This is a genomic window from Micromonospora sp. S-DT3-3-22 (assembly GCF_015354745.1).
Lineage (GTDB): Bacteria > Actinomycetota > Actinomycetes > Mycobacteriales > Micromonosporaceae > Micromonospora > Micromonospora wenchangensis.
Window position 1 is genome coordinate 39,396 of sequence record NZ_JACGMO010000014.1, and the last position, 24,967, is coordinate 64,362.

Consider the following 24,967-nt stretch of genomic DNA (forward strand, 5'->3'; position numbering starts at 1 on the left):
GCGAAGAGAGCCTCAATCATGGCTGATTCCCCGAAGAAGTACGGACACTGGATAGCTGGCGCTTGGCACCAGCCTGAGCAGGGCCATTACCAGATCACCGATCCGGCCACCGAGGAAGCCGTGGGCCACGCCTCCGAGGGTCACGCCGCCGAGGTGTGGATCGCGGCGAAGGCCGCCCGATCCGCCCTCCGCGAGTGGTCCCGCACCGATCCGGACGAGCGGGCCGCCGTCCTGGAACGTGTCGCCGCGCTGGTCACCGACCGGGCCGGCGGGTTGGTGCCGCTGGTACGGGCTGAGAGCGGTGCGACCACGTGGGTGGCCCAGTCCACCCAGGTGCTCGCCGCCGCCGCCTGTTTCCGCCTAGCCGCGCGGAGCGCTCGCGAGTCCGGTCCCGTGGCCCGCGCACCGCAGCCCGTTGCCGCGGGCCCGCTCGCGGCCGACGGGCTCATCGGCGCGGCGGCCGTGCGTCGTCCACTGGGCGTTGTGGGGTGCATCACCTCGCACAACTTCCCGCTCGCCCATCTCACCGGCATGGTCGCCCCGGCCCTCGCCATGGGCAACACCGTGGTCGCGAAGCCGGCACCACAGGACCCGCTCGGTTTCCTGGAACTGGGTCCGCTGTTGAAGGAGGCCGGTGTGCCCGACGGCGTGTTCAATGTCGTCACGGGATCGGGGCCCATCACCAACGAGGCGCTGGTCGCTCACTACGACATCGACATGATCAGCTTCTTCGGTGCCGCTGCGGTAGGCAAGCGGATCGCCAAATCCGCAAGCGACCAGCTGAAACGTACGAGTATGGAGCTCGGGGGCAAGGGCGTGGCCATCGTCCTCGAGGACGCCGACGAGCGGGCCCTCGAATCGGCGGTCCTGGCCGCCAGCCTGAACTTCTCGCTGCACACCGGTCAGGTCGGCCCGGCGCCGGCCCGGATGCTCGTCCACCGGTCGCTGTACGGGAAGGTCGTCGATGCCCTGGTGAGCCATGCCCGGTCGGTGCCGGTGGGCAGCTCCGCGGACCATCCCGTGGGCGTCGGTCCACTGATCTCGGAGGCCCAGCGCGACCGGGTGGAGGCGTCTGTCGAGGAGGCCAGACAGCAGGGCGCCCGCGTGGCCGCCGGCGATGTCCGCCCGTCGATCAAGCCGGGGTTCTGGGCCGCCGCCACTGTCCTCGCCGACGTCACCGAGGACATGACCGTCGCGCGTGAGGGGATTGCCGGCCCGGTGGTGGTGGTGATCCCCTTCGACGAGGTGGACGAGGCGGTGCGGATCGCCGGTGGTGCTCCGGCAGCCCTGCACGACTACGTCTTCGGGGACGCCGCTCACGCGTGGCAGGTGGCGGCCAAGCTCCGCAGCGGCTCCGTCGGCGTCAACGCCGTGATGCTGCACCCGGAGACGCAGGTGCTCCGCGGCGGCGGCCCCTTCGAGGCACGGGCATACAGCGACTTCCGGCCGGTTGTCTGGGCGGCCTGAAGCGGGACGGCAACGGGCACGTCGTAAGTGGCACATCGGGGAGGTGCGTTCTGTCGGGCCACGGGCCGACGAAGCGCACTCCCCGATCCCCTGCGGTGCACGGTGCCGTCGACGGGTCCGGCGGATCGACCACTGCCCGCCCGGCAGCGCCGGCTGGCGGGGCGCCGACGGTCGCAGCCTGATTACGAGGAGTCGTCCAGGGCCCGGGAGAGCAGGTCACGCAGCTGCGACCGGTCGGGGGCGGACAGGTTGAAGACGGCGGCGACCTTCGCCCTGTTGCGGGAGCCCAGCTCGGCGCGGTGGCGCTCGCCTTCTCCGGTGAGAGTCACGTGTTTGACCCGTCGGTCCGACGGATCGGGCTGGCGGGTGACCAGCCCGCGGCTCTCCAGCCCGTCGACGATCGCTGTCACGTTCGAGGGCTCGCACGACAGCCGATCGGCCAGTTCGCGCATCGGTGCCGGGGCGGACAGGTAGACCAGCGCGAGCGCCTGCGTGGGGGGAAGGCTCAGCTCGGCCGCGGATTCGTTGAAGTCGTCGCGCAACCGGCGGGTCATCTCGAAGACGAGGTTGCTCAACTCGTCCAGGACCGGATCGGCATCCGTGCTCATTCTCCCAGCGTACGCACTACTTCACCTCCTTCACTGTTCAGACTCTTGAGTACTGCCTATACTCGTTTTGTTCAGTCAATGAACTATCAAGCTGTATAAGGAGTATCCGTGGCGCTTCGGAACGATGTACGGGACGTCGGTGTGGGGACGCGTCGACGCCAACGGGGCCTCGCGGTGCTGGGGGCCGTCGTGGCGGCCGTCCTGGTCTGGGCGGTGGGCGAGCTGGTGCTCGGCTACGACATGGTCGTCAAGCCTGAGGGGCAGCAGGCGCTGGAGCTCGGGCCGGGTGCGATCGTCTCGTTCTCGCTGGTCATCTCCCTGATGGGATGGGCGCTGCTCGCCCTGTTGGAGCGCGTGACCACTCGCGGCCTGCTGATCTGGACGGTGGTGGCGCTGGTGGTCCTGGCCGCGTCGCTCGTGCCGCTGTTCGCCGTCGATGCGTCGGTCGGGACCAGGGTCACCCTTGCGTTCGTGCACCTCGCGGTCGCCGCCGTGCTCATTCCGGTGTTCCGGCTGAGCTCGAAGCAGGCCAACCCGTAGGGGCCGGTCACCTCGAAGGGTCGCATGTCGCCGACGCCCCGGCCGGGCAGCGGGAGGACCGTGGTCGGCGTTGCCGTCACGCGGGTGGGCCGGGGTGGCGGGATTGTGGTGGGGAGGCGCTTGCGGAGGGCGGGGCTCCTGGTCGGGCGCAGCCTTCCCGGCGCCTCACCCCATCCGCCCCCGGGTCGCCCGCGAAGCCCGGGCCCGCCCCGGGCCGAGCATTGACCGCCCCCCACGACGAGGTCCGGCCCGGGCGGACCGGTCGGTGGATCAGGCACTTCTCAGGCGTCTTCCGGGACCCGGTCGTGTGCCGGGAGGGCTGTGGCGATGCAGTCGAGAACACGGTGCAGCCCGTGCCGGAACTGATCGTCGCGGCTCAGGTGCGGCTGGCGCGCCTGCATGACGATCTTGGTGAAGATCGGGTACTTCCCGCTTCTCACCAGCTGGTCGACGTACGGGTAACTCCGCGCCATCCACTCCGATTCGCTGAGCCCGCTGCGGTGGAACTTTCTGGCTGAGCTGATCTCCTCGCGGACGGTGCCCTCGACGTAGCTGTTCAGCATGGCCGTGAGGGCGAGGTTCTCGTCGATGGGGACGAGGGGGTCGAGGATTCCCATCAGCCGTTCGATCAAGAGCAGCTGGTTCGGGCCGAAGCTGGGCAGTGACCGCTGCACGGTGGCGATCCACGGGTGCCTCAGCCACATGGTCCGCAGCTCGTCGGCATAGCGCGTCAGGTCTGCACGCCAGTCGCCCGAGGGCATGCCCGCAACGTCGATCTCGCCCATCACCCGGTCGGCCATGAGCTCGACCAGGTCGTCCCGGCTGGGGACGTACCGGTAGAGGGACATCGCGCCGGTGCCGATCTCGGCGGCGACCCGCCGCATGGTAGCGGCCTCCAGCCCTTCGGCGTCGGAGATCCGGATCGCCGTTTCGGTGATCTGGGTGCGGCTGTACGCCGGCTTGGGCCCGAAGGCCGGGCGCTCGGGCCGCATCCAGATGCTCACGTACTCGGTTTCGGTCATTGCTCCACCCTGTCAGTTGCGTACACCGTACCCAGTGTCTTACGCTGCCACCATGACCGCGTACAACGTACTCAGTGAGGGGACCATGGCGGAGCCGATCGTGGTCGCCGAAGGGCTGCGCAAGTCCTTCGGCGGCACCCACGCGTTACAGGGTCTGGACTTGGCCGTCCCGGAGGGGACGGTCTGCGGCGTGCTCGGGCCGAACGGGGCCGGGAAGACGACCGCAGTGCGCATCCTCGCGACCTTGTCGGACCCCGATGCCGGGCATGCCCGCGTCGCCGGTTACGACGTCGTCCGCGAGGCCGGCAGGGTGCGCGAGCGGATCGGGCTCGCGGGCCAGCACGCCGCCGTGGACGAGAAGCTCACCGGTCGCAGCAACCTGCGCATGTTCGGGCGTCTGTACCACCTGTCCCGCCGCGCGGCGCACCAGCGGGCCGACGAGCTGCTCGACCGCTTCGGTCTGATGGACGCCGCCGACCGCCCGGTCGCCGGCTACTCCGGCGGCATGCGTCGCCGGCTCGACCTGATCGCCAGCCTCATCCTGCGCCCCACGGTGCTCTTCCTGGACGAGCCCACCACCGGCCTCGACCCGCGCAGCCGCGGCGAAATCTGGGCGAGCATCCGCGAGTTGGTGGCTGACGGCACCACGGTGCTGCTCACCACCCAGTATCTGGACGAAGCCGACCAGCTGGCGGACGACATCGCCGTCATCGACCACGGACGGGTGATCGCCACCGGCACGCCCGACGAGCTGAAGTCCACCATCGGGGACCGCCTCGAACTCATCACCGAAACCCCCGCCATGCTGCCCCTGGCGGCGACCGTCCTGGGCAATCTGACCGGCTCCGAAGTCACGACGACCGAGACCGACCGGCTCAGCGTCGCCCTGCCCGCCACCGGCCTCCGGCTCGCCGACATCGTGCGCGAGCTCGACCAGGCCGGAATCGCCGCCGCCGACGTGAGCGTGCGCCGTCCCACCCTCGACGAGGTGTTCCTGCGCCTCACCGACCGCAAGGAGGCCGTCCGATGACCACCGCCACCTCACCGATGAGTCGTCTCGGCTGGACGTTCACCGACGGGATGACCCTGGTCGGCCGCGAGGTCGGTCGGCTGCGGCAGGAGCCGGGACAGATCGTCGCCGCACTGCTCTTCCCGGTCATCATGGTGGTGCTGTTCGGGTACGTCTTCGGCAGCGCGATCCGGGTGCCGAACGGCGGCAACTACCGCGAGTACCTCATGCCCGGCCTGTTCGCGATGGTGACCTTCTCCGCGTGGTTGGGCGTCACGACGCGGATGGCCACCGACGCCTCTCGCGGTGTGATGGACCGGTTCCGCTCCATGCCGATGGCCCGCCTGGCGGTGCCGTTCGGGCAGACCGGCGCGGACCTGCTGATCGGCCTGCTCATGCTGGCCATCATGGTGGGCGCGGGCCTGATAGTGGGCTGGCAGCCGCACCGCGGCCTGATGCCGACGGTTGAGGCGTTCCTGCTGATGATCGTGCTGCGGTACGCGCTGAGCTGGGTCGGCGTGTACGTGGGCCTGGCGGTCAAGAACGAGCAGGTGGCCGACTCGCTGGTGCCGCTGGGCCTGCCGTTCACGATGCTGTCGAACGCGTTCGTCCCTACCGGCGGCATGCCGGCATGGCTCCGCTTCCTGGCCGACTGGAACCCGGTGAGCGCCCTCACCGCCGCGTCGAGGGAGCTGTTCGGCAACCCGGGCGCCCCGACCGGGAACGTGGCCTGGCCACTGGAGCATCCGTCGACCGCCGTCCTGCTCTGGGCACTCGGGCTGCTGGTGGTCTTCGTCCCGCTGTCGCTGCGTGCCTACACGCGTCGGGGGCGCTGAACGCTCCAGGGCAGCTACCGCCCGCGCGCACGACGCCTTCGGCGGGAGAGGGCCGAGGTTCGCCTTCCGGCGGCTCCACCAGGAACAAGCGGTCAAGGGCGGGTCCCACCACGGGGCCCGCCCTTGGCCGTCGTCCGCCCGGTGGTCAGTTGACGTCGACCGGGGACGAGCCGGTGCCGGGTGGGCGGCAGCGGGGCCGCTCAGGGGAGGGTGACCCCGTAGGCGGCGAGGATCTCGGCGACCGGCTGGTAGTAGGTGCTGCCCCCGCTGGTGCAGTTGCCGCTGCCGCCGGAGAGGATGCCGATGATCACCCCGGTCGCGGCGACGTAGAGCGGACCACCGCTGTCGCCCGGCTCGGCGCAGATGTTGGTGCGGATCAGTCCGGTGACGCTGCCCTCGGCGTAGTTGACGGTCTGGTTGAGAGCGGTGACGGTGCCGCACCGCACGCCGGTGGTGGCGCCGCTGCGGCACACCGCCTGCCCGACGTACGCGGTGCCGACGGCGTTGACGGTGAGCAGGCCGGGATAGGTGTAGATGGCACTCGGGTGGCTGACCCTGCCGGTGTAGCGGACCAGGCCGTAGTCGTTGACCGGGAAGCTGCTGCCGGTACGGGTGCCCAGCACGGTCGTCTGACCGCTGTCGGCGTACCAGGTGGTCGCGGCGGCGGTGCAGTGGCCGGCGGTGAGGAAGTAGTAGGTGCTGCCGCTGTGCACGTTCGCGCCGAGCGAGCACCGCGCGCCGCCGCCGTAGACGCTCTGCCCGCCGGCGATGAGCAGGCGCAACCGGCCGGGTTCGCGGCGCAGGTCGGCGCCGGCCCGCGCGGCGAGGGCGCGCAGCGCGCGTAGCTGCTCCGGCGCGACGGTGCCGTCGACGGTGAGCGTCGGCCGGCCGGTCGTCGGGTCCGGACCCCAGGCGGTGCCGGCCGTCCGTACCTGCGCCAGCCCGACCGTCGGGCCGCTGGCGTCGGGTCGGGCGGCGGCGGGGTACGCGGCGACCGGGGTCGCCGGCAGCAGGGTGACGGCCAGGGCCAGGGCGACGAGCGAGAGACGACGCATCCCCCACCTCCAAGTCGATCGCTGGGGGTCGATGCGTCAAGCATCCGCCGGTACCGGACCCGATTCAAGGCACGGCAGCGATCCCGGCCCCCGTACGACGCCGACGGGCCGGCCCCCGGTCAGGGGACCGGCCCGCCGGAGGGGTCGGTGGTCAGGGCTTCCAGGAACCGGCCGCCTTGAACTTGTGCTGGTACTCGACCACGCCGTTCTTGTCGGCCACGTCGAACACCACCGAGCCGGAACGCTTGCTGCCGGCCGGGATGCCGCTGCCCGAGTCGAGCAGGTCGCCGCCGCAACCGGAGAACGCGCCGGCCAGGCCGTTCACCGTGGTCCCGTCGTCGGCCACCCACTGGAAGTAGAACGGGTTGATCGACGAGGTGCCCTTGGTCACCGTGGCGGTGACGTCGGCGATCAGATAGAAGCCCTTGTTCGGCGGCGGCGCGAACGAGCGGCAGCCCTTCGTCGAGGTGCTGAAGCTGCGGACGGTGATCTCGATGGTGCCGTCGTCGTCGCTGATCACCAGCGTCTGACCGGCCTTCAGGTTGAACGCCTCGTCGGTCGACGACGGGGCCGCCGACGGCGGGTCACCGGGCAGCCCCGGTGCCGCCGTGACGCCGGGCGTGGGCAGCGAGGGCTCGAACTCCCGGGCGGCCTCGTCGGCCTGTTTGCCGCCGGCCACGATCAGGGCGATGATGCCGCCGCAGCAGAGCAGCACCACGAGGGCGACCACGAGGCCGACGACGATCCAGACGTTCTTGTTCGACGAACCGGCCGACTTCGCCGGACCCAGCGGATAGCCGGGCCCGCCGGGCTGCGGCGGATAGCCCCCACCGGGTGGCGGGTAACCCCCGCCGGGTGGGGGATAGCCCCCACCGGGCGGCGGATAGCCCCCACCGGAGACCGGCGGGTAGCCCGCGCCCGACACCGGCGGGTAGCCCGCACCCGAGACCGGCGGCGTGCCCCCGGGCTCGTACGACGGCTGCGGCGCCCCCGACACCGGCGGCGGCGCGTACGGCGACGGCGGGGCGTACGGGTCGGAGTAGGGCGGGTCGGGGACCGGGGGCGGCGGGGCGGTCGGGTCGACCGGGTAGTACTGCCCTGGGGGCGGCTGGTGCGGGTCCTGCGGCCCGTAGGGGGGCTGGGGCTGGTTCACCGTACTCCTCGTTCGACGGTCGGCGCTGGAGGGAAGCTGGGTGGCGGCAACGGGTCAGGGCAGGTGCAGCACGGCCGCGGTGCGGACCAGGTCGTCCTCGACCGCGAACCGGCCGGTGACCACGGTGGGCGGGGCCGCCACGGTGGCCGCCGACACCCGGGCCGGGTCGATCCGGGCGGTGAAGACCCCCGCGTCCGGGTCCAGGTCGACGGTGGCGTCCAGGAAGTCCAACCAGGAGCCCACCACCGGATGCCAGACCTTGTAGATGGTCTCCTTGGCGCTGAACACCACGATCGGCCAGTTCACTCCGCCGGGGAGCCGGGCCAGCCGGTCCTCCTCCTCGGGGCGCAGGATCATCCGGCGTACCCCCGGGTTGAGGTCGCGCTGGCGTTCGGCGTCCATGCCGACCGCGCGCAGGTCGGCGCGGCGGGCGACCGCGGCGGCGCAGTAGTCCCGGGTGTGGGTGATGGTGCCGATCAGCCCGGCCGGCCAGACCGGGGCCCGGTTCGGCGCGGCGGGGACCGGCGTGGCCGGCAGGCCGAGGGCGGTCATCGCCCGTCGGGCGCAGACCCGACCGGCGGTGAAGTCCCGCCGCCGGCTCTCCACCGCCCGCTCGCCCAGCCCGGCCCGCTCCTCCGGGAGCAGCTCACCGACCCAGTCGGCGGTCCCGGCGACCGCCACCGAGACGGCCGCCGGCAGCAGGTCACGCATCAACCCACCCCTTTCCGGTACGACCACGCCCGGTCCGCCGGTGTGCGGACCAACGGCCATGGCTGGTGAACGTACCGCAACCGGGCGACACCGTAGGGTCCCCCGGCGGCCCGGTCCCCTCCGACGCGGCGGTGGCCACGCCCGACGGGGACCGGGCACCGGGTGGGTCAGGGGCGGCGGGGCCGGCGGGTCAGCGCGAAACCGACCACCCCGGCGACGGCGGCGAGCGCACCACCGACGGTGCTCCACGCCCAGCGTGAGCCGAGCGCGGGCAGCCAGTCGCCGTCGAACCAGTCGTCGTCGGCCTCGGCGGGCTCCGCCGCCGGGTCGCCGGTCAGCACCGCACCGGCCCGGGTGTTCGGCACCAGCGGCGCCTTCAACTCGCCGTCGTCGCGGGAACCCTCGCCGTCGGCTGCGAGCAGCAGCTCGACGTCGACCGGCTGCCCCAGGTCGGCCTCGGGCAGGTCGGTCACCGACAGCCGGACGTAGTAGGTGCCCGGCAGCGGGTCGGCCGACCACGGCTCCGCCCAGGAGCGCACCTGCCGCAGCGTGCAGCCCAGCGCCACGCTGCCCGCCGAGGCGGCCACCGTCGGGGTCTGCGCCCCGGCCGTGCACGCCTGCCGGCGGCGCAGCCCGTCGAACACCTCCACCGTCCAGGTGGACGCGCCGGTGCGGGCCCGGGGCAGCGACACCGTCGCGGCGATCTCGTGCCGTTGCCCGGCCGAGGCGGGGAACGACCAGTACAGGAAGTCGCCGGTGGAGGCGTCGACCCGGACCGGTTGGCCGGCCGTGATGCCGGTGGCGGTCAGGAACGACGTCCCGGCCCGGGTGACCGGGGTGGCACCGGGGGAGGGGGTGGGCGCGGCCGTGGCCGGGGCCGGGGCGGCGAGCAGGGTCAGGCCGACGGCGGCCAGCGCCGCGCCGCCCCGGATGATCGGGGTACGCATCAGTTCGTCCTCCACGTCGCCACCCACCAGCGGGTGAGCAGTCCGACGACCAGGCCGGTGACCAGGCCGGCCAGGGTGGGCAGGAGCAGCAGCACCCAGCCGCGCCCCAGGTCCGGCGCGGCCGGTGCGGGCGACGAGGCGACCACGTCGATGGTCAGCTCGACCGGCATGCCCGGCTCGGCCCGGGTCCCCGGGCGCGGCGCGAAGGCGTTGCTGACCACCAGGCAGACCGTGGTGGCTGGAACAGGTGCGTCGGTCGCCGACGGGCTGGGCGACGCCCCGTCCTCCGTCTGCGACCAGCGCAGCCCCGCCGACACCACGTCGGTACGGCCGCTGCCGGCGTCGACGCCCCGGACCAGTTCCCGCCCGTCGGTGGCGGTGGCCCGCAGCAGCACCGCGTGGTCGGGGTTCACCGGACGGTCCAACGCCACGCTGACCGACGCCCGCAACTCCTGCCCCGGCCGGACGGGCACCCGGTACCACCGGTGCTCAGAGAACGCCTCCCGGTCGGCGTAGACGCCGGGGGCGAGCAGTGGCGCGTCGGCGCACGCGCCCCGGCCGGCGACGACGGTCGGGGCGGCGGTGTAGGTGTCCTTCGCCCGTTCGACGAGCTGCTTGATCCGGCCGGTCAGCTCGTCGGCGCTCTGCGCCGCCGTGTAGGTGCCGCCGGTGGCGGTGGCGATGCAGAGCAGCTGCCGGCGGACCTTCTCGTCGGGGGCCAGGCCGAGCGTGTCGACCACCAGCTTGGTGCCCTGCGCGGCCAGTTCGCGGGCCACCTCGCACGGGTCGGGCGGGGCGCAGGTGTCCTCGCCGTCGGTGATCAGCACGATCCGACGGGCGGTGGTGCCGGTGCCGAGGTCCCGGGCGGCGGACCGCAGGGCCAGCCCGACCGGGGTGAAGCCGGTCGGTCGCAGCGTCGCCACGGCGGCCTTGGCGGCCGTCCGGTCCACTGGCCCGACCGGCACGATCTGCTGGGTGTCCAGGCAGCCCTGTTTCTTGTCCTTGCCCCGGTAGGTCGCGCCGAGCACCCGGATGCCGAGCTGGGTCTCCTCGGGCAGTGCGTCGACCACCTCGTTGAACGCCTGCTGGGCGACGGAGATCCGGCTGCGTCCGTCGATGTCGTTGGCCCGCATCGAACCGCTCACGTCGAGCACCAGCTCGACCTTGGGCGGCTCGGTGGGCTCCTCGCCTTCGGCGCGGGCGGGTGCGGGGCCGGTCAGCGCGGTCGCCGCCAACACTCCGATCAGGACGGCCGTTGATCGTCGTCTCGTGTTGATCACCGGGCGAAGTGTAGTGAGATCCATAGTGGAGCTTCACCGGGGTGCGCGGCGCGAGTCTCGACCACGGGATTGCCCGCCCGGTGGGCCGGGCGGGGCGGCGGGAGTGCGGGTGGTCGCCCGGACCCCGGTCGATGACCGTCCGTTAGATGCTAGATGTAAACCATTTGCCGCGCGACGCATCGGTCGGAAATCTGACCCAAGTCGACCCGTTGTGCCGGTGGCACAACGTGGTTAAGCTCTCCTTGCGCGCCCCAATCGCCCGCTTCCCCCGTGGCAGGCGATCGGGGCGCGCCCTTCTGTCCCGGCACACTCACGGGACACCTCCCGGCATCATCACTCCCCACCGCCCACGGTCGTGCCTCCGCCCCGTCGGCGCACCCGCTCCGTGCCGGCCCGCCCGGCGGGCCGGCGGCGCACCCGGCTCTCTCCCGGCCTTGCCGCGTCCGCCCTACCCGGGCACCCCCTCGTGGCTGTCGACCGCGTCTCTGGTCACCCCCGTCGCACGCGCCGTGTCCACTGGGGAGCCCCGACAGAGGTCCGCCCCACCGGCTCCTGCCGCCGGGCTCGGGGCCCGGGCGGGAGGGACGGTGGGGCGGGCGGAGGATAGGGGCCGGTCAGATCCAGCGGCCGTCCAGCCACATCCGGGCGGACCAGTCGTCGTACGGCAGGATGTTGCCCACGAAGATCGGGTAGAAGTAGGCGAAGCAGAGCGCCACCAGCAGCACGTACGCGCCGACGATGACCCCGCCGACCAGTCGCCGGTCGGCGAGCTGCTCCGCCGCCGCCGCGTCGGCCTCCGCGACGAGCACGGTGGCCTTCGGGTCGGCCGGTTCGCCGGTGTCCGGTGCGGTGCCGTCCGGTGCGGGGCCGGCCCGACCGACCGGGGTGACCCGTTCCCCGACGGTGGGGGTGGCGATCGTGCCGAGCACGTACACCACGCTCAGCACCAGGAACGGCAGCGCCGGGGCGGCGTAGAAGGAGAACATCGTCCGGCCGTCGAGGGCGTACCAGAACCAGGGCAGCAGACCGGCGGCCACGGCCACCAGGAACGCCCCGGCCCGCCAGTCACGGCGCGCGATGCCGAGCCAGAGCGTGGCGGCCAGGGCCGGTAGGAACGACCACCAGAGCAGCGGCGTGCCCAGCAGCAGGATCTCCGACGCGCAGGTGGGCGCGCCGCACGCGCCGTCGCCGGACCAGTGGAACGCCACCGGCCGGCCGAGCAGCAACCACTGCCAGGGCCAGGACTGGTACTTGTGTGCGGTCTCCAGGCCGGTATGGAACTCGAACGCCGCCTTGTGGTACTGGAACAGGTTGGTCAGCGCGCCGATGACCGGGGTGTCGCTGAGCCCGGGCACGTTCGGGTACCGGGACGCGAGCCGGTAGTAGCCCTCGTCGGAGAGCAGCCACCCCGACCAGGTGACCAGGTAGGTGCCGACCACCAGCAGCCCGGCGAGCACCAGCCAGGGCAGCTCGTCCAGGAGCGCGTCGCGCCACGGCCGGCGGACCCCGACCGACCGGCGCAGGCCGACCTCCCAGAGCAGGGCGAGCAGCCCGAAGGCCGGTACGAAGTAGATCCCGCTCCACTTCACCGCGCACGCGCACCCGAGCAGCACCCCGGCGAGCAGCCGCCACCAGGGCCAGTTCCGCCAGCCGCCGGCGGGGCGACCGGCCCGGCCGGGTGCGGTCGGGTCGAGGCCGGCGTCCAGCGCGCGGGCCCAGCGCCGTCGCCGGGCGTCCCGGTCGAGCACCAGCGCGCCGAAGGCGGCCAGGATGAACAGCGGCAGGAAGATGTCGAGCAGCGCGGTGCGGGAGAGCACCAGGTGGAAGCCGTCGAGGGCGAGCAGCAGGCCGGCGGCGCAGCCGAGCGTGGTGGAGCGGAACAGCCGGCGGGCGATGCGGGTGATCATCAGCACCGTGAGGATGCCGGCCACCGCCGAGCTGATCCGCCAGCCGAACTCCGGGGCGGTGGTCATCAGGTGGCCCGGCACGGAGATGTTGGTCTCCGCGTCCTGGTAGCCGAAGGCCCACTCGCCGAGCCCGATCAGCCACTTGCCCAGCGGCGGGTGGACCACGTACGACGGGCCGTTGTCCTTGTAGTTCCACTCGACGCCCTTGTCGATCAGGCCGTAGCCGTCACGGGCGTAGTAGATCTCGTCGAAGATCTTGCCCTTGGGGCTGCTCAGCCCGAGCAGCCGCAGGACGGCGGCGATCGTCACCACGACGGCGGTGGCGATCCACGAGTTCACGTCGAGCCGGGACTCGACGGTGGCGAGTCGTCGCCGGACGATCGCCGGCACGCCGCCCCCTCCGCCCTCGGGAGGGGGTGCCTCCGGGTCGGTCCGGTCCGCGCTCGCACCCTGTGCTGTCGACGCACTCGTCACCCGGCGATCGTAGGCTGCGAAGGTGCCCGGTGGCGCCCGTCGTCCCCGAGATTGGTACGAGTATCGATGAAGGAGCGCGCCACGTGGGTGAAATGTCCGAGATCGGGCGCCTGATTCTGCTCGGCGCGCCACTGGGCAACCCCGCCGACGCGTCCGCCCGGCTGCGTGACGTCCTCGCCACCGCCGACGTGGTCGCCGCCGAGGACACCCGCCGGCTCGCCCGGCTCGCCCGCGACCTCGACGTCACCGTCGAGGGGCGGATCGTCTCCTACTTCGAGGGCAACGAGGAACGGCGTACCCCGGAACTGGTCGACGTGCTCCGCGCCGGGCACCGGGTCGCGCTGGTCACCGACGGCGGCATGCCCAGCGTCTCCGACCCCGGGTACCGGCTGGTCACCGCCGCGCTCGACGCCGGGGTGCCGGTCACCGCCGCGCCCGGCCCGAGCGCCGTCACCACCGCCCTGGCCCTGTCCGGGCTGCCCTGCGACCGGTTCTGCTTCGAGGGCTTCCTGCCCCGCTCGCCCGGCGGCCGGCGGGCCCGGCTGCGGGCCCTCGCCACCGAACCCCGCACCCTCGTCTTCTTCGAGGCCCCGCACCGGATCGCCGCCGCGCTGACCGACCTGGCCGCCGCGTTCGACGCCGACCGGCCGGCCGCGCTGTGCCGGGAGCTGACCAAGACCTACGAGGAGGTCGTCCGCCGGCCGCTCGGCGAACTGGCCGACTGGGCCGCCCGGGAGGAACCACGCGGCGAGATCACCCTCGTCGTGGGGGGAGCGCCGCAGACCCCCGCCGAACGCCCCGACGACGACACCCTGCGGGCCCGGGTGGCCGACCGGGAGGCCGCCGGCATGTCCCGCCGGGACGCGATCAGCGACGTCGCCACCGGGTACGGGCTGCGCCGCCGGGACGTCTACGCCGTCGTGCACCGCTGAGCGGAGCCGGCGCTCACCAGGCGGCGACCAGGAAGCCCAGGGTGATCAGCACCGGCCCGGCGTAGCCGCCGCCGGTCGCCCAGCGGCGCTGCCGGGGGTCGGCCAACCGGGTCGCCCCGGTCCACCTGACGATCCCCGCCGCGCAGCCGGCCACCGCCAGCAGGCCGAGCAGCCACCGCAGGTGCCGGCCCACCCCGGTGTCGGCGTACGCGGTGTCCGCGTCCGGCCCGGTCACCCGCGCCGGCAGGGTCGAGCCGGCGGCGGTACGGTCGGCCGGCACCCCGCTGACCCGTGCCCCGTGGGTGCGGAACCGGGCGTCGTCGGCGGTGAAGATGCCCCGGCAGCGCTGGGTCAGCCCACCGCCCGAGCAGTCGGTGACCACCACCGTCCCGGCCGTGGAGTGCCCGACGGCCAGCCAGAGCGGCCCCGCGCTCACCCAGGCGAAGAACGCCGCGACCAGGCTCAACGCCAGCAGCACGGCGAGCCCCCGGATCGGGTCCGGCGGGGTGGGGGCGCGGGCGGGGCGACGTCGGCGCGGGGTCCGCAACCGCTGCTTCGGCTCCTTGCGCAGCGGGGTGCCGTCCCAGTGCACCTGTTCGATGGGCGCCCAGAAGAACCCGTCGTCGTCCGGCTGCTCCCCGTCCCGCCGGTGGGTCCGCGGCTGGCGGACCGGCACCCGCCGGGGCACCGCGTCGACCGGCGCGCCGGTGGTCGGCTCGACCTCCACGGTCGCGTCGTCCGGACCGGGACCGGGCCGTGGCTGCGGCGCGACGGCCGAGCCGCGCGCCACCGGGCCGTCCCCGGGGCCGGGGCGCGGCGGTCGCCGGGTGCCCGCCGTCGACTCGTCGTGCCCCGATCGTCTGCCCGTCACGTCAGCCATTGGACACCGGGTGGCGGTCGGTGCCCGTGAGCTGACTCCGCGTGTCGGTGGGCAATTCCCGCGAACGGCGATTCGACGTCGGCGTGGCGCGGTGACCCTATTGGTTCGCCGGCCGCCGACCCGGGTCACTAGGCTTGCTGGTCATGAGTCACGTTCTCGCCGCGGTCGCCTGGCCCTACGCCAACGGTCCGCGCCACATCGGCCACGTGTCCGGCTTCGGCGTACCCTCCGACGTCTTCGCCCGGTACATGCGGATGGCCGGTCACGACGTGCTCATGGTCTCGGGCACCGACGAGCACGGCACCCCGATCCAGGTGCAGGCCGACGCCGAGGGGGTCACCCCGCGCGAGCTGGCCGACCGGTACAACCGGGTGATCGCCGAGGACCTGCTGGCGCTGGGCCTGTCGTACGACCTGTTCACCCGCACCACCACCCGCAACCACTACGCGGTGGTGCAGGAGCTGTTCACCGGGCTGCACCGCAACGGCTACATCGTCCCCAAGGTCACCACCGGGGCGATCTCCCCGTCCACCGGGCGGACCCTGCCCGACCGCTACATCGAGGGCACCTGCCCGATCTGCGGCTACGACAGCGCCCGGGGCGACCAGTGCGACAACTGCGGCAACCAGCTCGACCCGATCGACCTGATCAACCCCAAGTCCAAGATCAACGGTGAGACGCCGGAGTTCGTGGAGACCGAGCACTTCTTCCTCGACCTCCCCGCCCTCGCCGACGCGCTGCGCCAGTGGCTGGACACCCGCGAGGGCTGGCGGCCCAACGTGCTGCGCTTCTCCCGCAACCTGCTCGACGACCTCCAGCCCCGGGCCATCACCCGGGACCTCGAATGGGGGGTGCCGATCCCCCTCGAAGGCTGGCAGGAGCGCGGCGACAAGCGGATCTACGTCTGGTTCGACGCGGTGATCGGCTACCTGTCCGCGTCCATCGAGTGGGCCCGGCGCACCGGCGACCCGGACGCGTGGCGGAAGTGGTGGTCGGCCGACGGGGAGGGCAAGGACTCCCCGGGCTACTACTTCATGGGCAAGGACAACATCGTCTTCCACTCGGTGATCTGGCCGGCCCTGCTCGGCGGCTACTCCGGGGCGGGCAGCCGCGACGGCCAGCCCGGCGAACTCGGCCGGCTCAACCTGCCCACCGAGGTCGTCTCCAGCGAGTACCTGACCATGGAGGGACGCAAGTTCTCCTCCTCCCGCAAGGTGGTCATCTACGTCCGGGACTTCCTGGAACGCTACGACGCCGACGCGCTGCGCTACTTCATCGCCGTCGCCGGCCCGGAGAGCAACGACACCGACTTCACCTGGGCCGAGTTCCTCCGCCGCAACAACGACGAACTCGTCGCCGGCTGGGGCAACCTGGTCAACCGGTCGGTCTCCATGGCGGCGAAGAACTTCGGCGCGATCCCGCCGGTCGACCCGGCCGGGCTCACCGAGGCCGACGAGGCGCTGCTCGCGGTGGCCCGCGCCGGCTTCGGCACGGTCGGCGACCTGATCGCCCGGCACCGGCAGAAGCAGGCCATCGGCGAGGCCATGAAGGTCGTCGCCGAGGCCAACAGGTACCTGTCCGAGCAGGCCCCCTGGAAGCTCAAGGCCGAGGCCGACAAGCCCCGGATGGGCACCATCCTGCACGTCGCCCTCCAGGTGGTCAGCGACGCCAACACCCTGCTCACCCCGTTCCTGCCGCACTCCGCGCAGCAGATCCACGAGCTGCTCGGCGGCACCGGCGTGCACGCCCCGATGCCGGTCCTCGAAGAGGTCGACGACCTCGACGGCGGGCCCGGCTACCCGGTGCTCACCGGGGACTACACCGTCGGCGCGCGCTGGGAGTCCGTACCGCTGCCGGCCGGTCGGCCGCTCGCCGCGCCGAAGCCGGTCTTCCGCAAGCTCGACCCGTCGATCGTCGACGAGGAACTCGCCCGGCTGGAGGGCTGACCGGCCGCCACCGGCGGGCAACGGCCCCGGGGGAACCCCCCGGGGCCGTGCCGGCACAGCGTCAGGCGCGGGCCATCGCCGGTGCGCCGATGAACTCCATCAGCGCCCGGTTCACCTCGGTCGGGTGCGTCCACGGGATACCGTGCGGCGCGCCCTTCAGGGTGACCAGCTTGCCGTCGGGCAGCATCGGCGCCAGCCGCTGACCCGTCTTCGGGTACGGCAGCACGTTGTCCTTGTCACCCTGGATGATCAGCACCGGGACGTCGATGTTCGGCACGTCGCCCCGGAAGTCGGTCTGCCAGGCGTCCACCGAGTCGTGGGTGCCCTTCGCCGACGCCTGCGCGCCGATCTGCCAGTGCGCCCGGTACGCCTCCTCGCTGACCCACTTGCCCTTGTTCTCCGAATAGTTGAAGAACGCGTCGCAGAACTGGCTCAGGTAGGCGAACCGGTCCGCGAGGATCGCCTGCTGGAACCCGTCGAAGAGGCTCTTCTCGACGCCCTCCGGGTTGTCCTTGGTCTGCAACAGGTACGGCGCCAGCGGCGCCATCAGCACCGCCCGGTCCACCCGGCTCGACCCGTACGTGCCGAGATAGCGGGTCACCTCACCGGTGCCCATCGAGTGGCCCACCAGGATCGCGTTGCGCAGGTCCAACTCGGTCATCAGCACGTCGAGGTCGGCGGCGAAGGTGTCGTAGTCGTAGCCCATGGCCGGCTGGGCCGAACTGCCGTACCCGCGCCGGTCGTAGGTGATCACCCGGTACCCCGCCGCGAGCAGCGGACCCGACATCTTCTCCCAGGTCGCCCCGTTGAACGGGAAGCCGTGGATCAGCACGATCGGCTGACCCTGGCCGTGATCCTCGTAGTACAGGTCGATGGGGGCGGAGTTCTCCGTACCCACGGTGATGAAGGGCATGCTCTTCTCCTGATCCGTCGGTGTCGGACGCCCCGCGCTTTCCCCGGCCGGCCACCGTCATGCCTTCACAGCGCGTACGGCAGGTCCACCACCCGGTCGTCGGTCACCTCGGCGGCCGGCGCCCACGTCTCGTACACGCCCCGTTCGTGACACTGTGCCCCGGTGTCGCGCACCGCGTCCGGATCGGGCTGCCGCAGGCGCAACCGCAGCCAGCCCGCCTCCTCCCGGAGCACCAGGCACGCCACGCCCCGCCACCGGGCGTGGCGCAGCCGCCGACCCACCGACTCCACCGGATAGCGGGCCGCCCGGGTCATCGCCAGCACCCGGAACCCGCCCGGCAGGTCCGCCACCGCCTCGTACTCGCCGCCGGCCAACCCGCCGACCAGCTGCGTCGACCGCGGCACCTCGCCGGTCGGCACGTACTCCTGGTCGGGGGAGAGCCCCGGCACCGCGGCCAGCAGGTGCCGCCACTGCGGCCCCACCATCCGCAACCAGCCCCGCTGCTCCGCCTGGTAGCTGTAGAGCACCACCTCGGCCCCGTCGGCGGTGTACGCCAGCAGGCTGGCGTTGGCGGGCATCGGCAGGTCGGCGAAGTCCCGGGTGACGAACTCCGGGATCAGCTGCGCCGAACTCGGCACGAACCCCGTGCCCAGCACCGGCGGGCCGAGCCGGTCCCGGGGCGGCAGCTCCAGCAGGCCCCGGTGCGCGTCGCCGACCGGCACGTCGTAGTCGCCCGGGTCGGCGGCCCGCCAGCGCAGCGCGTACCCGACGTCGGTGCCGTCGCCGCTGGTGCCGTCGCCGCGCAGCACCGCCAGCGCGGCCGGCGTGCGCAGGTGCGCCACGTCGTGCTCGCGGTAGCAGAACCCGTGCGGCAGCCACCCCCGCACGTACCCGGCGAGCTGCCGGGCGGAGAGCACCTTGACCATCCGGGTGCCCCGCCGCAGCACCGCCGAGGCGCGCACCGCGGCCAGCGTCGGATCGCCGGCCGCCGTCGGCTGCTGGCTGAGCTGGTGCACGTACGACCAGCCCCGGTCCCGGTGCACCGGCATCAGCAGCGCCGCCTCCGGCTCCTCGACCGGCGGGGTGCCCCCGCGTACCTCGGTGACCTCGGTCACGTGCACGAACCGCCGCCACGGCCAGCTGACGCCCGGTCGGGGCGCCCACTCGAAACCGGGTGCCGCCTCGGCGCTGAACAGCTCGTAGGCCGCGCCCCGGGCCAGTTCCTCCGCCGGGTGGACCACCCCGCCGTACGTCACGCGCAACGCGGTCCGCTCGGGGGCGGCGTCGCTGGCCCGGTCGGTAAGGCTCATCCCGGCGAGGCTAGGCCGGTCAGGTTCCGCCCCGGTGAACAGCCGGTGGCCGCCCGGGAACACCCCCCGGCCCGCACGCCGCCCCACCCGGCGGGTGCGGGTCGGTGCCACCGGCCAGCCCCGGTGTGTGATGCTGGCCGCGATGACCGAACGGACCGAATCCCGCAAGCAGCGTGCCGCCCGCCGGGCCGGTGAGTTCCCGCCCGCCCCGCCGCCGCTGCCCCGTCCCGTGCTGGACAGCCACACCCACCTCGACATCACCGTCAGCGAGGCCGGGGTGCCCGGCGGCGGCGACGCCGCCGACCCGGTGGCCGCCGCGATCGAGCTGGCCGCCACCGTGGGCGTGGACCGGCTCGTGCAGGTCGGGGTGGACGTCGACTCGTCCCGCTGGGGCGCCGACGTCGCCGACCGGTACCCGGCGGTGCTCGCCACCGTGGCGCTGCACCCCAACGAGGCCCCCCGGCTGGCCGACCTGGACGCCGCGCTGCGCGAGATCGAGACGCTCGCCGCCCGGGACCGGGTCCGGGGCGTCGGCGAGACCGGAATGGACTTCTTCCGCACCGGCGACGACGGCCGGGCCGCCCAGGAGGAGAGCTTCCGGGCGCACATCGCCATCGCCAAGCGGTACGGCAAGGCCCTGGTCATCCACGACCGGGACGCCCACGCCGACGTGCTGCGCATCCTCGACGACGAGGGTGCCCCGGACACGGTGGTGCTGCACTGCTTCTCCGGCGACGCCGACTTCGCCCGCGAGTGCGTCCGCCGGGGGTACCTGCTCAGCTTCGCCGGCACGGTCACCTTCGGCAGCGCCGCCGGGCTGCGCGAGGCCGCCGCGCTCACCCCGGTCGACCAGCTTCTCGTCGAGACGGATGCGCCGTACCTGACCCCGATGCCGCACCGGGGACGGCCCAACGCGTCGTACCTGATCCCGCTGACGGTCCGGTCGCTGGCCGAGACCACCGGGGCCGACCTCGACGCACTCTGCGCGGCCGTCTCCGCCACCGGGGACCGGGCCTTCGGCCCCTGGTGACCAGGCGGCGTCAGCCGCGGCGGGCCCGGGGGGCCCGGGGGGCCGGGGCGGCGGGGCGCTGTTCCGGGGCCGTGCCCAGCCGGCGGGCCGCCCACGGGGTGACCACGAAGCCCCGCTTCACGGTGAGCAACTGCACCCCGGCGGTCCACGCCTGGATGCCGTCGATCCCGGCCAGCGTCTTGGTGGTGAACTCGAAGACGTCGGCGTGGGTGGGCAGGATGACCTCGCACATCAGCGACTCCTGCCCGAGGGTGGCCGCCACGTAGCGCACCCCGCGCAGCGCGGCCAGTTCCCGGGCCACCCCGTCGAGCCGGGCCGGCGCCACCGACAGCCAGAACAGGATCTCCGCCTCGAAGCCGAGCGCCGCCGCCGGCACCAGCGTGATCACCTGTACGCAGCCGGCCTGGTGGAGCGCCTCGAACCGGCGGCGGACGGTGCTCTCGCTGACCCCGAGCCCACCGGCGACGGCCTGGAAGCTGGCCCGACCGTCGGCCTGGAGGGCGGCGACGATCCGCTCGTCCACCTCGTCCAGGTGGTTGGCCGAGCAGTTGTGCACCGGGGGCGGGCCGGCGAGCTGGCCGGCGTCGCCGAGCAGGTGCTGACTCCACTCGTGGCTGGCCTTGTAGGTGTGCAGCTCCAGGTCGGCCACGCTGCCCTGCACCCCGTCGATGGCCTGTAGGCCGCTGAGCAGCACGCTGTGCATGCTGGTGCCCTTCGGCACCAGCACCTCGGCGACCAGGTCGTACACGCCGGTGACCAGGGCGACGAAGCGGACCTCGGGCATCGCGGCGAGCGCCTGCGCGGCGGGCAGTTGACTCCCCGGCGAGCAGCGGATCCGGACGATCAGCAGATCGCCGGGGCCGCCGCCGCCCGGCTGGGGCACGGCGGCGACCTTGACCAGCTCGTCGGCGAGCAGCTGCTGGGCCCGGCGGGCCACAGTGGTCACCGAGGTGCCGGTGAGCTGGGCGATGTCCGTCCAGCTCGCCCGGCCGTCTACCTGGAGCGCCGCCACGATCCGGCGGTCGGTGGAATCGAGGTCATACATCTCGATCGGCATCATGCCGTAGTGGCCGGCAACTCGGCCAGGAAGGCACGGACCACCGCCTGGAACTTCTCCGCCTCCTCCACCTGCGGCGAGTGTCCGGAGTGCTCGAAGATCTCCAGCCGGGCCTGCGGGATCAGCGCCGCGATGGTCTCGCTGCACGCCACCGGCGTGATCCAGTCGTGCCGGCCCACGGTGACCAGGGTCGGGCAGGTGATCCGGGGCAGCAGCGGCGTGATGTCGTACTGCGGCTGGTTGACGGAGAAGGCGAAGTTGTGCGTGGCGTACCGGTAGGGGGTGGTCTCGACCCGCTGCCGGACCTTCGCCCAGTCCAGGTCGTGGTCGTAGAGCGGGAGGATCTCCGCCCAGCAGTCCCGCAGGTCGGCGTCGTCGCGCACGGTCCCGGACATGATCCGGTCCAGCTTCGCCCGGTCGATCTCCACCCGGGACGAGGCGAGCGCGTTGCGCAGCGCCAGCTCCTGGTTGGCGTTGTCGGCGGCGGTGTCCCGCAGCACCAGGCCGGCGACCCGGTCCGGGTAGCGGATCGCGTACTCCATGGCGATGAAGCCGCCGTACGAGCCGCCGGCCATCACGATCCGCTCCGCGCCGGCCCAGGCCCGCAACCCGTCCACGTCGGCCGCCCACTGCTCGTGGGTGAACGGCGGGTTCCCCTCGCTCGCCCCGGAGCCGCGGGCGTCGAAGACCACCACCCGGTACGTGTCGGCGAACGCCGCGAACGAGGCGCGCGGTTCGGCCTTCGAGCCCAGCCCGGGTGCGCCGTGATGCACGATCATGGTCGGCTTGCCCGGCGCGTCGCCGAGCACCTCGACGTCCAGCCGGTTGTCGTTGATCTCCACGAACATGTCAGTCAGGCTCCGATCACGATGTCGTCGAGGTCCCGGGGGTAGCCGGTCAGCCGGCGCGGTCCGGCCGCGGTGACCAGCACCGTGTCCGAGATCCGGTAGCCGGCGTGGCCGGGCACGTACAGGCCGGGTTCGCTGGAGAGCACCATTCCCGGCTCCAGCACGGTCTCGTCGCCGTCGGCGACCCAGGGCGGCTCGTGGAAGCCGAGCCCGATCCCGTGCCCCTGCCGGTGCCGCAGGAACCGGGCCAGCCCGGCCCGGCGGATCACGTCCAGGCAGGTCCGGTTGGCGTCGACGCAGCGGACACCGGGGCGCAGCGCCTCGGTGCCGGTCTCCTGCGCCTCGCGGACCACCTGGTAGTACCGCCGCTGCTCGGCGGTGGGCTCGCCGAGCAGGAAGGTCCGTTCGCTCTCCACGAACCGGCCCCCCACCGCGCAGCCCAGCGAGAGCATGAACGGCTCGCCCCGGCGCAGCCGGTCCCCGGTGGGCAGCCGGTGCGGCTGGGCCGAGTTCGCCCCGCCGTAGACCAGCCCGCCGGTGAGCATCGGCACCACCACGACGTCGTCGTGCTCGGCGTACATCATGGCGGTGCCGAACCGGGTGACGTGCCCGGCGAGTTCGGTCTCGGTGGGCAGATCGTCCGGGCCGGTGGCGGCGGCGACCAGCCGGGCGCCCTCGGCGAGCATCGCGTCGGCGATCCGGGCCGCCTCGGTGTGCAGCGTGATCTCCTCCGGCGTCTTGCGCAGCCGCAGCCGCCCCACCAGGTCGCTGGTCACCGGCTCGACGCCGGGGAACGCGGCGGCGAGCGCGGCCACCCGACCGGTCGACGTGGACGGCGCGTGCCCGACCCGCCGGACGGCACCGGCCACGGCGTCGGCCAGCACCGTGAACGGGCCGCGTTCGCCGGGGAACTCGGGGTAGACCACCAGCCGGGCGGCGGCGCGCTGGTCGAGCGCGTACTCCCGTTCCAGGTCCGGCACCAGCAGCAGCACCTCGCCGTCGCGGGGCACCCAGGCGGCCACCGGCCGCTCGTTGGGGAAGTGCGCGAACCCGGTCAGGTACGCGACGTCCAGCGGGTCGTCCAGCAGCAGCGCGTCCAGTCCGGCCCGGTCCAGGGCGATGCGGACCCGGTCGTGCAGGGCGGGGTAGAAGGTCGGTGGCAGTCGCACCGGGTGGTCACCTCGTCCGGGGGTTGCGGGCGTCGTTGTACGCCACGGCGAGCAGGGTGGTGGCCACCACCAGCAGCAGGATGGCCAGGGAGGGGAAGAGCGTGGTCCACCACGCGGTGGCCAGCGACCCGGAACGCTGCGCCTGGTGCAGGATCGTGCCCCAGGACCAGCTGTTCGGGTCGCCCAGACCGAGGAAGGAGAGCCCGGCCTCGGAGAGCACCGCGCGGGAGGTGGTCAGCACCACCGACACCGCGATGACCGGGGCCACCCCGGGCAGGATGTGCTTCCGGATGATCCACAGGTGCGAGCCGCCGATCACCCGGGCCGCCGACACGTACGGCATCGGCACCACGGCCAGGCCCTGCGAGCGGACCACCCGGGCCACCTCGGGCCAGCTGAACAGGGCGATCACCACCACCAGGGTCGGCACGCTCGGCCCGGCCAGCGCCGCGACCAGGATCATCAACGGCAGCACCGGCAGGGACAGCGACAGGTCGACGACCATGCCCAGGACGGCGTCGGCCCACCGGAAGTAGGCGGCGGCCACCCCGACCAGCACGCCGATCACGATGGCCAGCACGCTGGCGGCCAGCCCGACCACGATGCTGACCCGGGTGCCCCAGACCACCTGGGCGAAGACGTCCCGGCCCAGGTCGTCGGTGCCGAACCAGTGCGCGGCGCTCGGCCCGACGAGCACGTCCTCGCCGTACCCGCTGGGGTAGTCGGCGATCAGCCCGGCGGCGGCGGCGACCACCATCAGCACCAGCAGGACGGCGGCGCTGGCGAGGCCGAGCGGGTTGCGCCGGAACGCCTGCCAGGTCTGCTGGGCCACCGACTCGGGTGGCGGCAGGGCGGTGGCCGGTTCGGTGACGGGAGCCAGTGGAGTGGTCATGCGGTCCGTACCCTCGGGTCGAGCAGCCCGTACGCGATGTCGGTGAGCAGGTTCGCCACGATCACGGCGAAGGCGAGCATCAGGAAGGCGCCCTGGAGCACCGGGAAGTCGAGCTGCCCGACGGCCTCGAAGATGCTCCGTCCGACACCCGGGTAGGCGTAGATGGACTCGGTGAGCACCGCGCCGCCGACCAGGAAGCCGAGTTGCAGGCCGATCAGGGTGGTGGTGGGCAGCAGCGCGTTGCGCAGGGCGTGCCGCCAGACCACCGTCCGGTTCGGCAGCCCCTTGGCGCGGGCCAGCGCGCAGTAGTCCTCGCCGAGCGCGTCGATGAGGGTGCTGCGCAGGGTGAGCACGTACGAGCCGAGTTGCACCAGCACCAGCGACAGGCAGGGCAGGATCAGGTGCCGGCCGATGCTCAGGTAGGCCGCGAAGCCGGTCACGTCGTCGTCGATCGCCCCGCCGATCGGCAGCAGCCCGAACTGCACCCCGAACAGGTAGAGCAGGAACACCCCGATGCTCGGGACGAACAGCGACTGGCCGGTGATCCCGCCGACCTGGATGAGCCGGTCCACCGGTCCCTTGGCCCGGGTGGCGGCGAGCACGCCGAGCGGGATGCCGAGCGCGACGGTCACGGCGAGCGCCGAGCCGGCCAGCAGCAGCGTCCACGGCAGCCGTTCCAGCAGGATGTCCAGCACCGGCTGGTTCTGCCGGAACGACATCCCCAGGTTGCCCTGCGCGAGCTGGGTCAGGAACTCCCAGTACTGCACGCCCAGCGGCTTGTCGAGGCCGTAGTCGTTGAGCAGCTTGGCGCGCAGTTCCTCGGTCATCCCGGGGTCGGCGATGGCCAGCGCCGGGTCGCCGGGCAGGAGCCGGAGCAGGAAGAACGTCACGGTCACCGCGAACCACATGGTGAGCAGGCCGCGCAGCAGGCGGCGCAGGATGAAGCTGGTACCGGCGGGCACGGTTCCTCCTAGGTCGTGC

Annotated in this window: 23 protein-coding genes; 7 read left to right on the plus strand and 16 right to left on the minus strand. The window is 73.0% G+C overall.

All coding sequences use genetic code 11. The features are described 5' to 3' along the window. The first annotated feature begins 18 nt into the window (after positions 1 to 18). Positions 19 to 1,467 (plus strand): aldehyde dehydrogenase, encoded by a 1,449-nt coding sequence (locus H1A17_RS06245; protein WP_194821350.1) that lies wholly within the window; start codon positions 19 to 21, stop codon positions 1,465 to 1,467. 182 nt (positions 1,468 to 1,649) lie between these two features. Here H1A17_RS06245 and H1A17_RS06250 read toward each other — a convergent pair whose 3' ends face one another. Continuing rightward, positions 1,650 to 2,075, minus strand: coding sequence for a MarR family winged helix-turn-helix transcriptional regulator (locus tag H1A17_RS06250; RefSeq protein WP_194821351.1), 426 nt, complete (start codon positions 2,073 to 2,075; stop codon positions 1,650 to 1,652). 108 nt (positions 2,076 to 2,183) lie between these two features. Between H1A17_RS06250 and H1A17_RS06255 the strand changes: the two genes are divergently transcribed. After that, complete coding sequence (locus tag H1A17_RS06255) at positions 2,184 to 2,615, plus strand: DUF6069 family protein (protein WP_194821352.1); 432 nt, start codon at positions 2,184 to 2,186, stop codon at positions 2,613 to 2,615. A gap of 281 nt (positions 2,616 to 2,896) precedes the next feature. On the opposite strand, the gene H1A17_RS06260 is transcribed toward H1A17_RS06255, so the two are convergent. Continuing rightward, entirely contained in the window at positions 2,897 to 3,637 is a 741-nt protein-coding gene (locus tag H1A17_RS06260) for a TetR/AcrR family transcriptional regulator (protein ID WP_145917796.1), read from the minus strand. 52 nt (positions 3,638 to 3,689) lie between these two features. Here H1A17_RS06260 and H1A17_RS06265 point away from each other — a divergent pair, with 52 nt between their 5' ends. Together H1A17_RS06265 and H1A17_RS06270 are read left to right on the plus strand one after the other, a co-directional pair. Next, positions 3,690 to 4,667, plus strand: coding sequence for an ATP-binding cassette domain-containing protein (locus H1A17_RS06265; RefSeq protein ID WP_194821353.1), 978 nt, complete (start codon positions 3,690 to 3,692; stop codon positions 4,665 to 4,667). Then, the gene (locus H1A17_RS06270; RefSeq protein ID WP_145917798.1) at positions 4,664 to 5,482 is read left to right on the plus strand and encodes an ABC transporter permease; all 819 of its coding nucleotides are present in this window, start codon (positions 4,664 to 4,666) and stop codon (positions 5,480 to 5,482) included. The genes H1A17_RS06265 and H1A17_RS06270 overlap by 4 nt, the downstream gene beginning before the upstream one ends. Positions 5,483 to 5,682: 200 nt before the next feature. Here H1A17_RS06270 and H1A17_RS06275 read toward each other — a convergent pair whose 3' ends face one another. From H1A17_RS06275 to H1A17_RS06300, 6 genes are all read right to left on the minus strand, one after another. Next, complete coding sequence (locus H1A17_RS06275) at positions 5,683 to 6,537, minus strand: S1 family peptidase (RefSeq protein ID WP_194821354.1); 855 nt, start codon at positions 6,535 to 6,537, stop codon at positions 5,683 to 5,685. Between the two features lie 151 nt (positions 6,538 to 6,688). Continuing rightward, positions 6,689 to 7,690, minus strand: a complete 1,002-nt coding sequence (locus tag H1A17_RS06280) for a DUF4352 domain-containing protein (protein WP_145917800.1) — start codon at positions 7,688 to 7,690, stop codon at positions 6,689 to 6,691. A gap of 54 nt (positions 7,691 to 7,744) precedes the next feature. Next, on the minus strand, positions 7,745 to 8,401 hold the full coding sequence (locus tag H1A17_RS06285) for a 4'-phosphopantetheinyl transferase (RefSeq protein WP_194821355.1): 657 nt from the start codon (positions 8,399 to 8,401) through the stop codon (positions 7,745 to 7,747). A 167-nt stretch (positions 8,402 to 8,568) separates the two neighbouring features. Then, positions 8,569 to 9,348, minus strand: a complete 780-nt coding sequence (locus H1A17_RS06290) for a peptidase (protein WP_194821365.1) — start codon at positions 9,346 to 9,348, stop codon at positions 8,569 to 8,571. After that, complete coding sequence (locus tag H1A17_RS06295) at positions 9,348 to 10,628, minus strand: VWA domain-containing protein (RefSeq protein WP_194821356.1); 1,281 nt, start codon at positions 10,626 to 10,628, stop codon at positions 9,348 to 9,350. Before H1A17_RS06295 ends, H1A17_RS06290 begins: the two co-directional genes overlap by 1 nt. A 614-nt stretch (positions 10,629 to 11,242) precedes the next feature. After that, entirely contained in the window at positions 11,243 to 13,009 is a 1,767-nt protein-coding gene (locus tag H1A17_RS06300; protein WP_145917803.1) for a dolichyl-phosphate-mannose--protein mannosyltransferase, read from the minus strand. Between the two features lie 92 nt (positions 13,010 to 13,101). Between H1A17_RS06300 and rsmI the strand changes: the two genes are divergently transcribed. Further along, on the plus strand, positions 13,102 to 13,941 hold the full coding sequence (gene rsmI / locus H1A17_RS06305; RefSeq protein WP_228543020.1) for a 16S rRNA (cytidine(1402)-2'-O)-methyltransferase: 840 nt from the start codon (positions 13,102 to 13,104) through the stop codon (positions 13,939 to 13,941). Positions 13,942 to 13,954: 13 nt separating this feature from the next. Here rsmI and H1A17_RS06310 read toward each other — a convergent pair whose 3' ends face one another. Then, positions 13,955 to 14,821 carry a hypothetical protein gene (locus H1A17_RS06310; RefSeq protein ID WP_370516994.1) on the minus strand — a complete coding sequence of 289 codons (867 nt, stop codon included), beginning with the start codon at positions 14,819 to 14,821 and terminating at the stop codon, positions 13,955 to 13,957. Positions 14,822 to 14,964: 143 nt separating this feature from the next. Here H1A17_RS06310 and metG point away from each other — a divergent pair, with 143 nt between their 5' ends. Further along, a complete protein-coding gene (metG, locus tag H1A17_RS06315) occupies positions 14,965 to 16,767 on the plus strand; it encodes a methionine--tRNA ligase (RefSeq protein WP_145917805.1) in 1,803 nt (600 codons plus the stop codon). A 61-nt stretch (positions 16,768 to 16,828) separates the two neighbouring features. On the opposite strand, the gene H1A17_RS06320 is transcribed toward metG, so the two are convergent. Then, the gene (locus tag H1A17_RS06320) at positions 16,829 to 17,680 is read right to left on the minus strand and encodes an alpha/beta fold hydrolase (RefSeq protein ID WP_145917806.1); all 852 of its coding nucleotides are present in this window, start codon (positions 17,678 to 17,680) and stop codon (positions 16,829 to 16,831) included. Positions 17,681 to 17,745: 65 nt separating this feature from the next. Then, positions 17,746 to 18,990, minus strand: a complete 1,245-nt coding sequence (locus H1A17_RS06325; protein ID WP_145917807.1) for a hypothetical protein — start codon at positions 18,988 to 18,990, stop codon at positions 17,746 to 17,748. A 130-nt stretch (positions 18,991 to 19,120) separates the two neighbouring features. Here H1A17_RS06325 and H1A17_RS06330 point away from each other — a divergent pair, with 130 nt between their 5' ends. Then, a complete protein-coding gene (locus H1A17_RS06330; RefSeq protein WP_145922557.1) occupies positions 19,121 to 20,020 on the plus strand; it encodes a TatD family hydrolase in 900 nt (299 codons plus the stop codon). A gap of 10 nt (positions 20,021 to 20,030) precedes the next feature. Here the strand turns inward: H1A17_RS06330 and H1A17_RS06335 are convergent, their stop codons facing one another. From H1A17_RS06335 to H1A17_RS06355, 5 genes are read right to left on the minus strand one after another with little or no spacing between them, the layout of a single operon-like run. Continuing rightward, positions 20,031 to 21,065 (minus strand): Lrp/AsnC family transcriptional regulator, encoded by a 1,035-nt coding sequence (locus H1A17_RS06335; protein WP_194821357.1) that lies wholly within the window; start codon positions 21,063 to 21,065, stop codon positions 20,031 to 20,033. A gap of 11 nt (positions 21,066 to 21,076) precedes the next feature. Then, positions 21,077 to 21,925 carry an alpha/beta fold hydrolase gene (locus tag H1A17_RS06340; protein WP_145917809.1) on the minus strand — a complete coding sequence of 283 codons (849 nt, stop codon included), beginning with the start codon at positions 21,923 to 21,925 and terminating at the stop codon, positions 21,077 to 21,079. A 5-nt stretch (positions 21,926 to 21,930) separates the two neighbouring features. Further along, positions 21,931 to 23,094, minus strand: a complete 1,164-nt coding sequence (locus H1A17_RS06345; protein ID WP_194821358.1) for a Xaa-Pro peptidase family protein — start codon at positions 23,092 to 23,094, stop codon at positions 21,931 to 21,933. 7 nt (positions 23,095 to 23,101) lie between these two features. Next, a complete protein-coding gene (locus tag H1A17_RS06350; protein WP_145917811.1) occupies positions 23,102 to 23,986 on the minus strand; it encodes an ABC transporter permease in 885 nt (294 codons plus the stop codon). Beyond that, the gene (locus H1A17_RS06355; protein WP_240762600.1) at positions 23,983 to 24,948 is read right to left on the minus strand and encodes an ABC transporter permease; all 966 of its coding nucleotides are present in this window, start codon (positions 24,946 to 24,948) and stop codon (positions 23,983 to 23,985) included. Before H1A17_RS06355 ends, H1A17_RS06350 begins: the two co-directional genes overlap by 4 nt. Positions 24,949 to 24,967: the final 19 nt, after the last annotated feature.

What these genes read in the sequence shown, in the direction of transcription:
- H1A17_RS06335 (WP_194821357.1), bottom strand. Translation starts at nt 21,065, where the DNA reads ATGTATGACCTCGATTCCACCGACCGCCGGATCGTGGCGGCGCTCCAG.
- H1A17_RS06285 (WP_194821355.1), bottom strand. Translation starts at nt 8,401, where the DNA reads ATGCGTGACCTGCTGCCGGCGGCCGTCTCGGTGGCGGTCGCCGGGACC.
- H1A17_RS06260 (WP_145917796.1), bottom strand. Translation starts at nt 3,637, where the DNA reads ATGACCGAAACCGAGTACGTGAGCATCTGGATGCGGCCCGAGCGCCCG.
- H1A17_RS06350 (WP_145917811.1), bottom strand. Translation starts at nt 23,986, where the DNA reads ATGACCACTCCACTGGCTCCCGTCACCGAACCGGCCACCGCCCTGCCG.
- H1A17_RS06310 (WP_370516994.1), bottom strand. Translation starts at nt 14,821, where the DNA reads ATGGCTGACGTGACGGGCAGACGATCGGGGCACGACGAGTCGACGGCG.
- H1A17_RS06330 (WP_145922557.1), top strand. Translation starts at nt 19,121, where the DNA reads ATGCTGGCCGCGATGACCGAACGGACCGAATCCCGCAAGCAGCGTGCC.
- H1A17_RS06325 (WP_145917807.1), bottom strand. Translation starts at nt 18,990, where the DNA reads ATGAGCCTTACCGACCGGGCCAGCGACGCCGCCCCCGAGCGGACCGCG.
- H1A17_RS06245 (WP_194821350.1), top strand. Translation starts at nt 19, where the DNA reads ATGGCTGATTCCCCGAAGAAGTACGGACACTGGATAGCTGGCGCTTGG.
- metG (WP_145917805.1), top strand. Translation starts at nt 14,965, where the DNA reads ATGAGTCACGTTCTCGCCGCGGTCGCCTGGCCCTACGCCAACGGTCCG.
- rsmI (WP_228543020.1), top strand. Translation starts at nt 13,102, where the DNA reads ATGTCCGAGATCGGGCGCCTGATTCTGCTCGGCGCGCCACTGGGCAAC.
- H1A17_RS06320 (WP_145917806.1), bottom strand. Translation starts at nt 17,680, where the DNA reads ATGCCCTTCATCACCGTGGGTACGGAGAACTCCGCCCCCATCGACCTG.
- H1A17_RS06250 (WP_194821351.1), bottom strand. Translation starts at nt 2,075, where the DNA reads ATGAGCACGGATGCCGATCCGGTCCTGGACGAGTTGAGCAACCTCGTC.
- H1A17_RS06275 (WP_194821354.1), bottom strand. Translation starts at nt 6,537, where the DNA reads ATGCGTCGTCTCTCGCTCGTCGCCCTGGCCCTGGCCGTCACCCTGCTG.
- H1A17_RS06265 (WP_194821353.1), top strand. Translation starts at nt 3,690, where the DNA reads ATGACCGCGTACAACGTACTCAGTGAGGGGACCATGGCGGAGCCGATC.
- H1A17_RS06290 (WP_194821365.1), bottom strand. Translation starts at nt 9,348, where the DNA reads ATGCGTACCCCGATCATCCGGGGCGGCGCGGCGCTGGCCGCCGTCGGC.
- H1A17_RS06270 (WP_145917798.1), top strand. Translation starts at nt 4,664, where the DNA reads ATGACCACCGCCACCTCACCGATGAGTCGTCTCGGCTGGACGTTCACC.
- H1A17_RS06340 (WP_145917809.1), bottom strand. Translation starts at nt 21,925, where the DNA reads ATGTTCGTGGAGATCAACGACAACCGGCTGGACGTCGAGGTGCTCGGC.